This window comes from Pantoea sp. A4 (assembly GCF_000295955.2).
GTDB classification, from domain to species: domain Bacteria; phylum Pseudomonadota; class Gammaproteobacteria; order Enterobacterales; family Enterobacteriaceae; genus Pantoea; species Pantoea multigeneris.
The window spans coordinates 68,266-83,534 of the sequence record NZ_ALXE01000053.1 but is presented as its reverse complement, the minus strand read 5'-3'; the positions used below and the strand labels follow the sequence as shown (position 1 = coordinate 83,534).

Sequence of the window (15,269 nt, the reverse complement as noted above, 5' to 3'; positions counted from 1 at the left end):
ACTGCGTATTAGCTGTCACGACGCTGTGGGCGTGGTGCATCGCCATCTTCACGACGTGGGCCACGACCGCCTTCACGGCTGAAGCGTCCGCCTTCACGACCACCTTCACGGCGATCAGAGAAACGACGCGGTGCGCCTTCGCCACGTGGTGCGCCACGACGCTCACCATCACGACCGCCTGGACGACGTTCGCTACGCTCATGAACCGGAGCATCACCCATCAACTGCATATTCATCGGCTTGTTCAGAATACGAGTACGCGTGAAGTGCTGCAGAACTTCGCCCGGCATGCCTTTCGGCAGCTCGATGGTAGAGTGAGTACCGAACAGCTTGATGTTACCGATGTAACGGCTGCTGATGTCGCCTTCGTTAGCGATAGCACCAACGATGTGACGAACTTCAACACCATCATCACGGCCAACTTCAATGCGGTACAACTGCATTTCGCCAACGTCACGACGTTCGCGACGTGGAGCGCCATCACGATCGCCACGGTTTTCGCGTGGGCCACGTGAATCACGTGAGTCGCGTGAATCACGACGGTCATCACGATCGCGGAACTCACGGCGTGCTGGACGTGGTGCTTCTGGTGGCAGAATCAGTGGACGTTCGCCCTGAGCCATTTTCAGCAGTGCTGCGGCCAGAGTTTCGATATCCAGATCTTCACCCGGCTGCATTTTGCTCAGCAGTGCGCGGTACAGGTCCAGATCGCTGCTTTCCAGCTGCTGCTGTACTTTTGCTGCGAACTTAGCCAGACGACGCTCACCCAGCAGTTCTGCGTTAGGCAGTTCAACTTCTGGAATGGTCAGCTTCATGGTGCGTTCGATGTTGCGCAGCAGACGACGCTCGCGGTTCTCAACGAACAGCAGTGCGCGACCTGCACGGCCAGCACGACCGGTACGACCGATACGGTGAACGTAAGATTCTGCGTCCATCGGGATGTCGTAGTTAACAACCAGGCTGATACGCTCAACGTCCAGACCACGTGCCGCAACGTCAGTTGCGATCAGGATATCAAGACGACCATCTTTCAGGCGCTCCAGGGTCTGCTCACGCAGTGCCTGGTTCATATCACCGTTCAGTGCTGCGCTGTTATAGCCGCTGCGCTCCAGTGCTTCAGCCACTTCCAGCGTTGCGTTTTTGGTACGCACGAAGATGATAGCAGCATCAAAATCTTCAGCTTCCAGGAAACGAACCAGTGCATCAGTTTTACGGCCGTAAGCGGTCCAGTAAGACTGAGAGATGTCAGGGCGAGTAGTCAGGCTAGACTGAATACGCACTTCCTGTGGATCTTTCATGAAGCGTTTGGTGATGCGACGAATCGCTTCTGGCATGGTTGCTGAGAACAGTGCGGTCTGGTGACCGTCTGGGATCTGCGCCATGATGGTTTCAACATCTTCGATGAAGCCCATACGCAGCATTTCATCAGCTTCGTCCAGCACCAGGCCACGCAGGTTAGACAGGTCTAACGTGCCACGCTTCAGGTGGTCGAGCAGACGGCCAGGTGTACCCACAACAACTTGTGGTCCCTGACGCAGAGCGCGCAGCTGAACGTCATAACGCTGGCCGCCGTACAGGGCCACTACGTTTACGCCACGCATGTGTTTAGAGAATTCATTCATGGCTTCAGCAACCTGAACAGCCAGTTCGCGGGTTGGAGCCAGCACCAAAATTTGCGGTGCTTTAACAGTTGGATCAACATTGTTCAGCAGCGGCAAAGAGAACGCTGCAGTTTTACCACTACCGGTCTGCGCCATACCCAGCACGTCACGGCCCGCCAGCAGGTGTGGGATACACTCAGCCTGGATTGGGGAAGGCTTCACGTAGCCCATACCGTTCAGTGATTCAAGGATATCAGCGTTCAGGCCAAGATCGGAAAAAGTGGTTTGAATATCAGTCATGTAGTACACGTGCCTCTTAGATTGCGGCGGCCAGTCTACATAACTCGTCGTGAAAATTTTCAGTCATTTTCATCAAAAAGTGTGAACCGGCTCAAATTAGAAGTTTTGACGAACAGCAAAGCCGCCACCTTGGAGGTGATGGCTTTACAGGTATTCAGACAATAAAAGTTCGTCAGCTATTGCTGGTCGGATTCTGATAAATCGTCTTGTGCCTGGCCGAGTTGTGCCAGTTCCAACAATGCGTAACGGTGCTCAACAAAGTTGTTAACGTTGTTAGCAACCGCCAGTTTGAACAACGCTTTCGCGTCGTCCTTCTCCCCCAGACTTAGGTAGTACTTACCTAAATAGAAGTTGGTTTCACTGAGATGTTCAGCGAGCGAGGTGTTATCCGTTGCGTCTGCCTGGAGGCTTTCCATCAGTGCTTTTTCGCTGATATCGCCCAGGTAGAACTCGACAATGTTCCATCCCCATTGATCTTTCTTCGCCTTGTCATAACGCTGTTTCAGCGCTGCTTTGGCAGAGTCTACATCCATCTCGCGTTCCACGAGATAGAGCCACAGACTACGGAAAGGATCATTAGGATCGTCTTGATAAAACGCCAGCAGATCATCTTGCGCTAACTTGTATCGTCCGCCGTAATAGAGGGCGATACCACGGTTCAAATGCGCGTAGTTGTAAGTTGGATCAAGCTCAAGTACAGAATCAAACGCTTCATAGGCAGCATCAAAATTGCCTGCCTGCGTTAAATATATGCCTAAATAGTTAAACACTTCAGGCATATCCGGTCTTATAGACAGCGCTTGCGAAAAATCGTTCCGCGCCAATGCCCGCAGACCTAAACTATCATACAACACTCCGCGCTCATATAACAACTGTGCGCGTTCATCATCGGTCAGTGCACGACTGGCAAGAATTTGTTCCATGCGTGCCAGAATCACTTCCTGTTGCAGTGTCGGTTGTAGCGGTACTGCAAGAACTTCGTTCTTACGCCAATTGGAGTTGCTGCATCCTGCCAGCGTCAGAGCTGTTGCAACAAAACACCAGCGCAAAAAAGGCTTCATTTCCCACTCCCGAATACAAACATTAGGATGAACATCCTGTCATCCGGCTGCTCTGCACAAGGATTCCTGCCCTCGCGATGACACAAAAGCCCCTTCCCGCCTGGCAGGAAGGGGCCAATTAAGTGCTTATTCGGCGTCAGGTGCCTGTACAGCCGCGGCTTCTTCAGCTGGCTTAGACTCTGTCGCTTCTTTGATGCTCAAACGAACGCGGCCCTGACGGTCCACTTCCAGAACCTTCACAGGAACTTCCTGGCCCATTTGCAGGTAGTCAGCCACTTTCTCAACGCGCTTATCTGCGATTTGAGAAATGTGTACCAGACCTTCTTTACCGCCGCCGATAGCAACGAAGGCACCGAAATCAACGATGCGCGTCACTTTACCTTCGTAGATACGGCCCACTTCGATTTCAGCCGTGATCTGCTCGATGCGACGGATCGCCTCTTTAGCTTTGTTACCATCAGTTGCTGCGATCTTCACGGTGCCATCATCTTCGATTTCGATGGTGGTGCCGGTCTCTTCGGTCAGAGCACGGATAACAGAACCACCTTTACCGATGACATCTTTGATCTTGTCAGCGTTGATTTTGATGGTGTAGATGCGTGGTGCGAACTCAGAGATTTCCTGACGTGGAGTGCTGATTGCCTGCTCCATAACGCTCAGGATGTGCAGACGAGCACCTTTAGCCTGGTTCAGAGCAACCTGCATGATTTCGCGGGTGATACCTTCAATTTTGATATCCATCTGCAGTGCAGTGATACCGTCGCGGCTACCCGCAACTTTGAAGTCCATATCACCCAGGTGGTCTTCGTCACCCAGGATATCAGACAGAACCACGAAGTTTTCGTCTTCTTTAACCAGACCCATAGCAATACCAGCAACGGCAGCTTTGATCGGTACACCTGCGTCCATCAGTGCCAGAGAAGCACCACACACGGAAGCCATAGAAGAAGAACCGTTAGATTCAGTGATTTCTGACACTACACGTACGGTGTACGGGAAGGCTTCTTGCTTAGGCATTACTGCCAGCACGCCACGCTTCGCCAGACGGCCGTGACCGATTTCACGACGCTTCGGTGAGCCAACCATACCGGTTTCGCCCACAGAGTACGGAGGGAAGTTGTAGTGGAACAGGAAGCTGTCAGTACGCTCGCCCATCAGTTCGTCCAGGTTCTGTGCATCACGGGCAGTACCCAGAGTTGCAGTTACCAGCGCCTGAGTTTCACCACGGGTGAACAGAGAAGAACCGTGAGTACGTGGCAGTACGCCAGTGCGCACGTCCAGACCACGAATCATATCTTTTTCGCGGCCATCGATACGTGGTTCACCACGGATGATACGGCTACGCACAACGCTCTTCTCGAGATCGTGAACGATGTCAGCGATTTCGCCAGCATCCAGCGTTTCGTCTTCAGCCTGCAGCGCAGCGATAGTTGCGTCTTTAACTGCGCCAACTTGCGTGTAACGCTCTTGCTTATCAGTGATGCGGTAAGCATCAGCAATACCGGCTTCTGCCAGTGCAGCAACACGTGCAATCAGTGCATCGTTAGCTGGCTCTGGCTGCCAGTCCCAACGTGGTTTGCCCGCTTCAGCAACCAGTGCGTTGATGTTTTCGATAACAACCTGCTGCTGATCGTGGCCGAACACCACCGCACCAAGCATCTGATCTTCAGTCAGGATGTCAGCTTCTGATTCAACCATCAGAACTGCGTTCTGCGTACCGGCAACAACCAGATCCAGACGAGATTGTTTGATCTCATCAGCAGTTGGGTTCAGTACGTATTGATCGTTGATGTAACCTACGCGCGCAGCACCGATTGGGCCGTTGAATGGCAGACCAGACAGCGCCAATGCAGCAGAAGCACCGATCATCGCAACGATGTCCGGGTTAACCTGTGGGTTTACAGAAACAACGGTCGCAATAACCTGCACTTCGTTGATGAAACCTTCCGGGAACAGTGGACGAACCGGGCGGTCGATCAGACGAGAAATCAGGGTTTCGCCTTCGCTTGGACGGCCTTCACGACGGAAGAAGCTGCCAGGGATGCGGCCAGCAGCGTAAGTACGCTCCTGGTAGTTAACAGTCAGTGGGAAGAAGTCCTGACCTGGTTTAGTTTTTTTCTGGCCGACAACAGTAACAAATACTGCGGTGTCATCCATGCTGGCCATTACTGCCGCGGTGGCCTGACGAGCCATCATGCCGGTTTCCAGCGTGACGGTGTGCTGACCATATTGGAATTTACGTACGATCGGGTTCAGCAAAATTCACTTCCTTAAACTTCGGGGCAGGCGATTTCTACCTGCCATAGGGTTTCCGATCTTTAGATGCATCCTCGCGACTAATGACAACCTTCAACCGCTTATGCGGTAAAGCTTCTCATTAGCCGCGCGAACCTCTGCACGCTAAGATCACTCAAAGCAACAATACATGAGTTTGGACCGGATTGCTTCGGCCTGCTCAAAAAAAGGGGCCATAAAGGCCCCCTTTTCGCGAAACTCGCATTAATCCGATCGTCAGATCCGTTTTTCTGCACATTACTGCGCTTACGCCTTTGATCGGATTATTCAGACTTAGCGACGCAGACCCAGGCTTTCGATCAGGCTTGAGTAACGAGCAACGTCTTTACGCTTCAGGTAGTCCAGCAGCTTACGACGCTGTGAAACCATGCGCAGCAGACCGCGACGGCTGTGGTGGTCTTTTTTGTGCTCAGAGAAGTGACCCTGCAGGTGGTTAATCTGAGCAGTCAACAGAGCAACCTGAACTTCGGTTGAACCGCTGTCGTTAGTACCACGACCGTATTTAGCAACGATCTCTGCTTTCGCTTGTACGCTTAGAGACATAATGAACTCCGGTAAAAAATGAATGTATGGGTGGCCGATCTCTAATTCAGCTGCCCGCTTTAAAGCCGCGCTATTCTACTCTTCGCCTGTTAGCAACGCAATTGCGCCATTAGGCTGGAGCGTAAAGTTTACGCAGGATACTCTACGACCAGGCGACGTGGAGCCACCCGACCATCGGTGGCGATTTCCGCCATACCAATAAATTTCCGCTCATCACCTTCCGTCACGCGGACTAATCCTTGTTTCGGTGCCTGCTCCACCTGAACCGGTTGGCCCAGTTTGAAGTAGGTTGCGACAGCGGTGGGCAAATTGACTGCCGGGAACTCGGCGGCTGGACTATCCATGGGCATCAGCAGCGCATCCAACGACGCCAGCGCACTGGTGCCATTTTCTTCCGCTTCGGCCACCAGCGACTGTAACTGCTCCAGCGTGACCATTTTTTCGATCGGATAAGTCGCTACCTGCAAGCGGCGCAACATAATGACGTGCGCACCACAGCCTAGCTTTTCGCCCAGATCATCAATAATGGTGCGGATGTAGGTGCCTTTGGAAACGTGAATTTCCAGCTCCAGCTCATCCCCTTCCCAGCGAATAAATTGCAGCTCAAATACCTTGATTGGACGCGCTTCACGCGGCACGGTAATGCCTTCACGCGCGTACTCATACAGCTTGCGGCCCTGGTATTTAAGTGCTGAGAACATGGTCGGCACCTGCATGGTGTCGCCACGAAAACTTTCCAGCGCGACGTCCAGCTCATTCTGATTGAACGTCACCGGACGTGTTTCGACCACGTTACCATCCGCATCAGAGGTATCAGTGCGTTCGCCAAGGCGAGCAATCACCCGATAACGCTTATCCGAGTCCAGCAGGTACTGAGAAAACTTCGTCGCTTCGCCAAGGCAAATCGGCAACATGCCCGTTGCCAACGGGTCAAGTGCGCCCGTGTGGCCAGCGCGATTGGCATTGAACAGCCGTTTTACTTTTTGCAGCACGTCATTGGAGGAGTGCCCTTGATGCTTATCCAGCAGCAGCACGCCGTGAATGTCGCGGCCGCGACGACGAGGACGACTCATTACGCTTCCTCGTCGCCTTCTTCTGGCTGATCGCCACGACGTTCAACGTCGTTTCTCACCACGTTGGTGACGAGGTTCGACATGCGCATCCCTTCAATCAGGGAGTTGTCGTAGAAGAAGGTCAGGTCCGGCACGATACGCAGGCGCATGGCTTTACCCAACAGAATACGAATGTATCCGGTCGCTTCTTTCAACGCTTTCAGACCGAGTTTTACCTGTTCTTCGTCTTTGTCGTTGAGGAAGGTAACGAACACTTTGGCGTATGCCAGGTCGCGTGACACTTCTACACCAGAGACGGTGACCATCATGCCCAGACGTGGATCTTTGATCTCACGTTGCAGGATCATGGCGATCTCTTTTTGCAGCTCCTGGGAAACACGCTGCGGGCGGCCAAATTCTTTTGCCATTTTTCTTTCTCCCAAATAATTCGGGAGGCCAGCGGCCTCCCAAATTGCAACACATCAGATGATGATCAATCGATGGTGCGTTTAATTTCAATCACTTCAAACACTTCGATCATATCGCCAACGCGAACGTCGTTGTAGTTCTTCACGCCGATACCACATTCCATGCCGTTACGCACTTCGTTGACATCGTCTTTAAAGCGACGCAGAGATTCCAGCTCGCCTTCGTAAATCACCACGTTGTCGCGCAGAACGCGAATCGGGTTGTGACGTTTGATGTTGCCTTCGGTGACCATACAGCCGGCGATTGCGCCGAACTTCGGTGACTTAAACACGTCACGTACTGCTGCCAGACCGATGATCTGCTGTTTGTACTCAGGGGCCAGCATACCGCTCATTGCTGCTTTCACTTCGTCGATCAGATTATAGATCACGGAGTAGTAACGCAGGTCGACACTTTCAGCATCAATTACGCGGCGAGCAGAAGCGTCAGCACGTACGTTGAAGCCAAGAATGATAGCGTTGGATGCAGCCGCCAGGGTTGCGTCGGTTTCGGTGATACCACCTACGCCTGAACCGATAATCTTCACCTTCACTTCGTCGGTGGAGAGTTTCAGCAGCGAGTCAGAGATCGCTTCCACAGAACCTTGTACGTCAGATTTCAGTACGATGTTCAGCTCAGACACTTCGCCTTCAGTCATGTTGGCGAACATGTTCTCCAGCTTAGACTTCTGCTGACGAGCCAGCTTAACTTCACGGAATTTGCCCTGACGATACAGTGCAACTTCACGTGCTTTCTTCTCGTCACGTACCACAGTGGCTTCATCACCCGCTGCTGGCACGCCAGACAGACCCAGGATTTCCACAGGGATAGATGGACCAGCAGACAGCACTTCGCGGCCCAGCTCGTCACGCATCGCACGTACGCGGCCGTATTCGAAGCCACACAGAACGATATCGCCTTTGTTCAGCGTACCTTCACGCACCAGTACGGTAGCAACCGGACCACGACCTTTATCCAGGAAGGATTCGATAACCACACCGCTTGCCATGCCGATACGTACTGCGCTCAGTTCCAGAACTTCAGCCTGCAGCAGGATGGCGTTCAGCAGTTCGTCAATACCGGTACCCGCTTTAGCAGATACGTTGACGAACATGTTCTCGCCGCCCCACTCTTCCGGGATGATACCGTACTGAGTCAGTTCGTTTTTAACGCGATCTGGATCTGCATCTGGCTTATCACACTTGTTCACAGCAACGACCACTGGCACGCCAGCGGCTTTCGCGTGCTGGATAGCTTCGATAGTCTGTGGCATCACGCCATCGTCTGCTGCAACAACCAGGATAACGATATCCGTTGCCTGAGCACCACGAGCACGCATTGCGGTAAACGCGGCGTGACCTGGGGTATCCAGGAAGGTAACCATGCCGTTATCGGTTTCAACGTGGTATGCACCGATGTGCTGGGTAATACCACCTGCTTCACCAGAGGCAACTTTGGTTGAGCGGATGTAGTCAAGCAGAGAGGTTTTACCGTGGTCAACGTGACCCATGATGGTGACCACTGGAGCACGTGATTCAGCAGCTTCACTACCGGTGTCACGATCGCTCATTACCGCTTCTTCCAGCTCGTTCTCACGGCGCAGGATCACTTTGTGACCCATTTCTTCCGCTACCAGCTGAGCAGTTTCCTGATCGACAACCTGGTTAATGGTGGCCATAGCGCCCATTTTCATCATCGCTTTGATGACCTGGGAGCCTTTTACCGCCATTTTATTTGCCAGTTCAGCAACAGTAATGGTTTCGCCGATCACAACGTCACGGTTAACAGCCTGCGCTGGCTTGTTGAAGCCCTGCTGCAGGGTGCTGCCTTTACGGTGTTTACCACCTTTACCGCCACGAATTGCCGCACGGGCTTCTTCACGGTCAGTTTTGGCTTCAGCGTGCTTGTTGCCTTTCTTAGGACGAGGCGCTTTAGGCGCAGTACGAGCACGGCCACGGCCGCCTTCTACTTCGCGATCGTTCTCGTCTTCAGCCTGGCGAGCGTGCTGAGAGGTGGTCACATGGTAATCACTGGTGTCTTCTTCAACCGGTGCTTGCCAGGTTTCGCCTTTTTCTTCTGCCAGACGGCGTGCTTCTTCAGTCGCCAGGCGCGCTTTTTCTTCCGCTTTACGGCGGGCTTCTTCGTCTGCTTTACGCTTAAGTTCAGCCTCTTCAGCTTCGCGTCGGGCTTTGTCAGACTGTGCCGCTTTGGTTACTTCGTCGGTTTGTTGATTTGTCACTTTCACATTTTCCGCTGCTTCACGCTTGGCCTTTTCAGCGGCTTCGCGCTTGGCTTTATCTTCGGCTTCACGTTGCGCTTTTTCTTCAGCTTCACGGCGGGCATTCTCTTCAGCTTCCCGACGCGCCTTTTCTTCCGCTTCACGCTGCGCCTGAGCTTCTGCTTCTGCCTGAGCTTGCTGCTCGGCTTCGCTTTCACCCTTCACATATGTGCGCTTTTTGCGGACTTCGATCTGCACCGATTTACTTTTACCGCCAGTACCTGGAATATTCAAGGTACTGCGAGTTTTTCGCTGCAACGTCAACTTGCTTGATTCACCCTGACCGCTTTCGCGGTTCAGGTGCGACAGTAAGGTTTCTTTCTCGTGCTGGGTCACCGCATCATTTTCAGATTTACGGATACCCGCATCAGCAAACTGCTGTACCAGACGATCGACCGAGGTCTGAATTTCGGCGGCCAGCGATTTTACGGTTACATCTGTCATGCTGTTCCTTCCTGTTATTATGCGTCATCGCCGAACCAACAGATATTACGCGCAGCCATGATAAGTGCGCCGGCTCGCTCATCGCTGAGCCCTTCGATATCCGACAGGTCGTCGACGCCCTGCTCAGCGAGGTCTTCCAGCGTGCAAACGCCTTTCGCTGCCAGGCGGTAGGCCAGGTCACGTTCCAGACCTTCAAGATTCAGAAGATCTTCCGCGGGTTCCTGCCCACTACGGCTCTCTTCTTTCGCCAGAGCAAGGGTGGTTAACGCATTTTTAGCTCGTTCACGCAGGGCTTCGACAGTCTCTTCGTCCAGTCCATCGATTTCCAGCAGCTCGTCGATCGGCACATAGGCCAGCTCTTCCAGTGAAGAGAAACCTTCCTGCACCAGCACAGTGGCGAAATCTTCGTCAATATCGAGATGCTTGGTGAACACATCAATTGCTGCGTGAGCTTCAGCCTGGTGTTTCGCTTGCAGGTCATCCACAGTCATCACGTTCAGCTCCCAGCCACTCAGCTGAGATGCAAGACGGACGTTCTGGCCATTACGACCGATAGCCTGCGCCAGATTACTGGCTTCAACAGCAATATCCATGGTGTGATTGTCTTCATCCACCACAATTGACGCCACATCGGCCGGAGCCATGGCGTTAATGACAAACTGCGCCGGATTATCGTCCCACAGAACGATATCAATACGTTCGCCGCCCAGTTCACTGGAAACAGCCTGAACGCGAGCACCGCGCATACCTACGCATGCACCGACCGGGTCAATACGTTTGTCATTGGTTTTTACCGCGATTTTTGCACGAGAACCTGGGTCACGCGCAGCGGCTTTAATTTCAAGAACCTCTTCACCAATTTCCGGCACTTCAATGCGGAACAGTTCGATCAGCATTTCCGGCTTGGAGCGGGTTACAAACAGCTGAGCACCGCGCGCTTCAGGGCGAACAGCGTACAGCACGCCACGGATACGGTCACCCGGGCGGAAGTTTTCACGCGGCAGCATGTCTTCACGAATGATGACTGCTTCTGCATTACTGCCCAAATCGAGCGTAATGTTGTCACGGTTTACTTTCTTCACCACACCGGTGATGATTTCGCCTTCCTGCTCGCGGAACTGATCAACCACCATCGCACGCTCAGCTTCGCGCACTTTCTGCACGATAACCTGTTTCGCGGTCTGCGTAGTGATACGGTCGAAGGTGACAGATTCGATCTGATCTTCAACATATTCGCCCAGATTGAACGCTTCATCTTCGTAGCGTGCTGCATCCAGCGTGATCTCGCGCGTCGGCTGGGTCACCTCTTCTACAATTTCCCAACGACGGAAAGTGTCGAAATCGCCGCTTCTACGGTCGATGCTGACGCGCACATCAATCTCTTGCTCGTATTTCTTCTTGGTCGCAGTGGCCAGCGCGCTCTCCAGCGCTTCGAAGATTTTCTCACGCGGCAGGGCTTTTTCGTTAGAAACGGCTTCTACGACAGCTAAGATCTCTTTATTCATCCTGGTTAGCCTCAATCCGGACTTTTAAAAGTGGGGGACCAGGTTCGCTTTCTGAATGTTACTCAGCGCGAACACTTCATCTTTCCCCTCTACGGTTACCGTAATCATTTCGCCTTCGACAGCTTTAATTATACCCTGCCATTTGCGACGATTCTGTACGGCCATACGCAGTACCAGACTCACTTCATCGCCTGTAAAACGCACATAGTGTTCAGTGGTAAACAGAGGACGGTCGAGACCCGGTGAGGAGACTTCGAGGTTGTAAACCACAGTAATTGGATCTTCCACATCCATTACAGCGCTTACCTGGTGGCTGACATCAGCGCAATCATCAACATTGATGCCATTTTCACTATCAATATAGATGCGCAAGGTGGAAGTACGGCCACGGACGAACTCAATTCCGACTAATTCGTAGCCAAGTGCTTCTACCGGAGCGGAGATCAATTCAGTTAACTTTTGCTCTAATGTGGACAAGCCCACCCCCAAGACATAAAAAAAGGGCCTAATAGCCCAGTATTGCGATTTCCTGATAACAAAAAAACCCCGAACATGCGGGGCTTTTTGCGACTGGACCCTGTATGCCGCAATGCGGCTCGGAGCACAATCCAGAAGAAATTTTTTCAAAATCTGCTGTAAGAGCATCCGTCGATACATACAGTATATTTGAAAAAGAACTCTAAGGGAAAGTGGTTGCGGGGGCCGGATTTGAACCGACGACCTTCGGGTTATGAGCCCGACGAGCTACCAGGCTGCTCCACCCCGCGTCCGAAAACGTGGCGAATGTTACGCCGAACGAACTTGCATTGCAAGTACTACTAAGATTTGGTACCGAGGACGGGACTTGAACCCGTAAGCCCTTTCGAGCACTACCACCTCAAGGTAGCGTGTCTACCAATTTCACCACCTCGGTACATCATGACATGGCTTTTCTGACAGCCTTGTCGCGAGCTTAACGCTATTACTGCGGGATATCGTTACCCGGTGTTGCCGGTTTAGCTGGCTGAGTCTGTTGAGACTGTGCCGGAGCTGTAAGATTTTCCCACTCGCTTCCTTTTGAAGGCTTGTTCGTGTTCAGGTTACCCAGAAGCAAGCTGATGATGAAGAACAGTGCCGCTAAGATGCCGGTCATACGTGTCAGGAAGTTACCTGAACCGTTAGAACCAAACAATGTCGCGGATGCGCCTGCACCGAATGAGGCTCCCATATCAGCGCCTTTACCTTGCTGCAGCATGATCAAAGCCACGAGGGCGATGGCTACAATAAGGAAAACAACTAAAAGAGCTTCGTACATAATCAACCTGTTTCCTTGCACGATAACCGTACAGTTAAAGCTTCAACCAGTATTGATGGGAGATCTCGTTGTCACCCATCGGAAGCGGGTCTGAATACTAACCAATGGCGCATACCTCTGCAAGTGCAATTTTCACTTCAATCATTGATTGGAGAAAAAAACGCCATCATGGTGATTTTACAGGCGGTTTGCATTTCTGCACCCCGCCAGAACAGGGCTTAAACTGCCTTCACCGCATCGGCAATTTTGTGCGCCAGTGCGGTCACCTGGGCTTCATCTTCGCCTTCGACCATCACGCGGATCAGCGGCTCAGTACCCGATTTACGCAGTAAGACACGACCGCGTCCCGCCAGCGTTTTTTCTACTTCGGCGGTCACCGTCTTCACGGATTCCTCTTCCAGCGGATCGTTATCACCGCTGAAACGTACGTTAACCAACACTTGCGGCAATAACTTCATACCGCTGCACAGATCGTGCAGGCTCATATGGTTACGTACAATTGCGGTGAGCACTTGCAGACCCGCAACAATACCGTCGCCTGAGGTGGTTTTGTCTAACAGAATCACATGCCCGGAGTTCTCAGCCCCGAGACGCCACCCCTTCTCTTGCATCTTCTCCAGCACGTAACGGTCACCCACTTTGGCGCGCGTAAACGGAATACCGAGCTGCTTCAACGCCAGCTCCAGACCCATATTACTCATTAACGTACCGACGACGCCGCCACGCAGCTGGCCCTGACGCAATGCCTCACGCGCGATGATGTAGAGAATTTGGTCGCCATCCACTTTATGGCCAAGATGGTCAACCATCATGATGCGGTCGCCGTCGCCGTCATAGGCAAGGCCAAGGTCGGCTTTTTCTTCCAGAACGCGCTGCTGCAGCAGGCGCAGGTCGGTGGCACCACACTCTTTATTAATGTTCATGCCATCAGGCTGTATCGCAATAGCAATCACCTGAGCACCCAATTCGCGCAGTACGTTTGGTGCGATGTGATAAGTCGCGCCATTGGCGCAGTCCACCACAATTTTCAGGCCATTCAGGCTGAGTTCGCTAGGGAAAGTACCTTTACAGAATTCAATGTAACGCCCGGCGGCATCAACGATGCGGCTGGCACGCCCAAGTTCAGCGGACTCAACGCAGGTAATCGGTTTTTCCAACTCCAGTTCGATCGCCTCTTCGACATCATCTGGCAGCTTGGTGCCTTCAGCCGAGAAGAACTTGATACCGTTGTCATCGAAAGGATTGTGCGAAGCAGAGATGACAATGCCCGCCTCGGCACGGAAAGTCCGCGTCAGATAAGCAATAGCAGGAGTTGGCATTGGGCCAGTAAACGCCGCAGATAAACCTGCCGCCGCCAGGCCAGCTTCCAGGGCAGACTCCAGCATATACCCTGAGATGCGCGTATCTTTGCCAATCAGGACTTTTTTGGAACCGTGGCGTGCCAGAACTTTACCTGCCGCCCAACCCAGTTTCAGTACAAAATCAGGTGTGATAGGTGCCTGGCCCACGGTGCCGCGAATGCCATCTGTTCCGAAATATTTACGATTACTCATCTCTGTTCTTATCCTTTGGCTCTGCGCGTCGCTTCGACGATGCGCATCGCTTCGACCGTTTCTTTAACATCATGCACGCGAATAATCTGCGCACCCTGCATAGCGGCAATCACGGCACAGGTCAGGCTGCCCGTCAGGCGCTGCGAAGGACCGACATTTAACAACTGACCAATCATTGATTTACGCGACATTCCCACCAGCAGCGGAAGGCCGAAATGGTGAAAATCACTGAGATGGGCCAGCAGTTCGTAGTTGTGGTTGAGATTCTTACCGAAACCAAAGCCGGGGTCGAGTAACAGGTTCGATTTTTTGATCCCAGCGGCTTCACAGCGAGCAATCTGAGCAGCGAAGTAAGTATCCACTTCTGTGAGAACGTTTTGGTAATCAGGGGCCTGCTGCATAGTTCGCGGTTCACCTTGCATATGCATCAAGCAGACAGGAAGCTGTACTTCAGCCGCCGCCTCCAGCGCCCCCGGTTCGGAAAGTGAGCGAATATCATTAATGATATGCGCACCCACGCGAGCCGCTTCACGAATGACTTCGGCTTTTGAGGTATCCACTGAAATCCAGACTTCAAAACGCTGTGCGATCGCTTCCACCACCGGAATGACGCGCGCCAGTTCCTCTTCCACGCTGACTTCATCCGCGCCTGGTCGCGTCGACTCGCCGCCCACATCAATGATTGTTGCGCCCGCATTGACCATCTCGTTGGTGTGCGTCAACGCATCAACCAATGAGTTGTGCGTCCCACCATCCGAAAATGAATCTGGCGTGACGTTCAAAATCCCCATCACGTGTGGGAAAGAGAGATCGAGATGGCTATCGCGAGCGAACAACTGCATTGCGGGTTACTCCTGGAGAATTACGGGTATGGC

The 15,269-nt window shown here is 52.7% G+C and carries 13 protein-coding genes and 2 tRNA genes; all 15 read right to left on the bottom strand.

What is annotated here, in order from left to right; translation table 11 throughout:
* Positions 1–8: 8 nt before the first annotated feature.
* The 15 genes from B880_RS0122045 to folP all read right to left on the bottom strand — a co-directional run bounded on the left by B880_RS0122045 (position 9) and on the right by folP (position 15,236).
* Positions 9–1,901: a DEAD/DEAH family ATP-dependent RNA helicase gene (locus B880_RS0122045; RefSeq protein ID WP_017349637.1), complete on the bottom strand. Its 1,893-nt coding sequence runs from the start codon at positions 1,899–1,901 to the stop codon at positions 9–11.
* 16 nt (positions 1,902–1,917) lie between these two features.
* Positions 1,918–1,974: a protein YrbN gene (gene yrbN, locus B880_RS27400; RefSeq protein ID WP_100229640.1), complete on the bottom strand. Its 57-nt coding sequence runs from the start codon at positions 1,972–1,974 to the stop codon at positions 1,918–1,920.
* Between the two features lie 103 nt (positions 1,975–2,077).
* Positions 2,078–2,962: a lipoprotein NlpI gene (gene nlpI, locus B880_RS0122040; RefSeq protein ID WP_017349636.1), complete on the bottom strand. Its 885-nt coding sequence runs from the start codon at positions 2,960–2,962 to the stop codon at positions 2,078–2,080.
* Positions 2,963–3,088: 126 nt separating this feature from the next.
* Positions 3,089–5,221, bottom strand: a complete 2,133-nt coding sequence (gene pnp / locus B880_RS0122035) for a polyribonucleotide nucleotidyltransferase (protein WP_017349635.1) — start codon at positions 5,219–5,221, stop codon at positions 3,089–3,091.
* A gap of 309 nt (positions 5,222–5,530) precedes the next feature.
* Entirely contained in the window at positions 5,531–5,800 is a 270-nt protein-coding gene (gene rpsO, locus B880_RS0122030) for a 30S ribosomal protein S15 (protein ID WP_017349634.1), read from the bottom strand.
* Between the two features lie 128 nt (positions 5,801–5,928).
* Positions 5,929–6,873 carry a tRNA pseudouridine(55) synthase TruB gene (gene truB / locus B880_RS0122025; protein ID WP_017349633.1) on the bottom strand — a complete coding sequence of 315 codons (945 nt, stop codon included), beginning with the start codon at positions 6,871–6,873 and terminating at the stop codon, positions 5,929–5,931.
* Positions 6,873–7,280, bottom strand: coding sequence for a 30S ribosome-binding factor RbfA (gene rbfA / locus B880_RS0122020; RefSeq protein ID WP_017349632.1), 408 nt, complete (start codon positions 7,278–7,280; stop codon positions 6,873–6,875). The genes truB and rbfA overlap by 1 nt, the downstream gene beginning before the upstream one ends.
* Positions 7,281–7,345: 65 nt before the next feature.
* Positions 7,346–10,042: a translation initiation factor IF-2 gene (gene infB / locus B880_RS0122015; RefSeq protein ID WP_017349631.1), complete on the bottom strand. Its 2,697-nt coding sequence runs from the start codon at positions 10,040–10,042 to the stop codon at positions 7,346–7,348.
* A 17-nt stretch (positions 10,043–10,059) separates the two neighbouring features.
* Positions 10,060–11,547, bottom strand: coding sequence for a transcription termination factor NusA (gene nusA, locus B880_RS0122010; RefSeq protein ID WP_017349630.1), 1,488 nt, complete (start codon positions 11,545–11,547; stop codon positions 10,060–10,062).
* A 24-nt stretch (positions 11,548–11,571) separates the two neighbouring features.
* Complete coding sequence (gene rimP, locus B880_RS0122005; protein WP_026042844.1) at positions 11,572–12,024, bottom strand: ribosome maturation factor RimP; 453 nt, start codon at positions 12,022–12,024, stop codon at positions 11,572–11,574.
* A 213-nt stretch (positions 12,025–12,237) separates the two neighbouring features.
* Positions 12,238–12,314 (bottom strand) — tRNA-Met (locus tag B880_RS0122000).
* Positions 12,315–12,373: 59 nt separating this feature from the next.
* A tRNA-Leu gene (locus tag B880_RS0121995) sits at positions 12,374–12,460 on the bottom strand.
* A 48-nt stretch (positions 12,461–12,508) separates the two neighbouring features.
* Positions 12,509–12,841 (bottom strand): preprotein translocase subunit SecG, encoded by a 333-nt coding sequence (gene secG, locus B880_RS0121990; protein ID WP_017349628.1) that lies wholly within the window; start codon positions 12,839–12,841, stop codon positions 12,509–12,511.
* A gap of 218 nt (positions 12,842–13,059) precedes the next feature.
* On the bottom strand, positions 13,060–14,394 hold the full coding sequence (gene glmM, locus B880_RS0121985) for a phosphoglucosamine mutase (RefSeq protein ID WP_017349627.1): 1,335 nt from the start codon (positions 14,392–14,394) through the stop codon (positions 13,060–13,062).
* Positions 14,395–14,402: 8 nt separating this feature from the next.
* Positions 14,403–15,236 carry a dihydropteroate synthase gene (gene folP / locus B880_RS0121980; RefSeq protein WP_017349626.1) on the bottom strand — a complete coding sequence of 278 codons (834 nt, stop codon included), beginning with the start codon at positions 15,234–15,236 and terminating at the stop codon, positions 14,403–14,405.
* Between the last annotated feature and the right edge of the window lie 33 nt (positions 15,237–15,269).

Excerpts from the sequence above, each read along its gene's own strand:
- B880_RS0122045 (WP_017349637.1), bottom strand. The coding sequence starts at position 1,901 with ATGACTGATATTCAAACCACTTTTTCCGATCTTGGCCTGAACGCTGAT.
- nlpI (WP_017349636.1), bottom strand. The coding sequence starts at position 2,962 with ATGAAGCCTTTTTTGCGCTGGTGTTTTGTTGCAACAGCTCTGACGCTG.
- rpsO (WP_017349634.1), bottom strand. The coding sequence starts at position 5,800 with ATGTCTCTAAGCGTACAAGCGAAAGCAGAGATCGTTGCTAAATACGGT.
- truB (WP_017349633.1), bottom strand. The coding sequence starts at position 6,873 with ATGAGTCGTCCTCGTCGTCGCGGCCGCGACATTCACGGCGTGCTGCTG.
- rbfA (WP_017349632.1), bottom strand. The coding sequence starts at position 7,280 with ATGGCAAAAGAATTTGGCCGCCCGCAGCGTGTTTCCCAGGAGCTGCAA.
- infB (WP_017349631.1), bottom strand. The coding sequence starts at position 10,042 with ATGACAGATGTAACCGTAAAATCGCTGGCCGCCGAAATTCAGACCTCG.
- nusA (WP_017349630.1), bottom strand. The coding sequence starts at position 11,547 with ATGAATAAAGAGATCTTAGCTGTCGTAGAAGCCGTTTCTAACGAAAAA.
- secG (WP_017349628.1), bottom strand. The coding sequence starts at position 12,841 with ATGTACGAAGCTCTTTTAGTTGTTTTCCTTATTGTAGCCATCGCCCTC.
- glmM (WP_017349627.1), bottom strand. The coding sequence starts at position 14,394 with ATGAGTAATCGTAAATATTTCGGAACAGATGGCATTCGCGGCACCGTG.
- folP (WP_017349626.1), bottom strand. The coding sequence starts at position 15,236 with ATGCAGTTGTTCGCTCGCGATAGCCATCTCGATCTCTCTTTCCCACAC.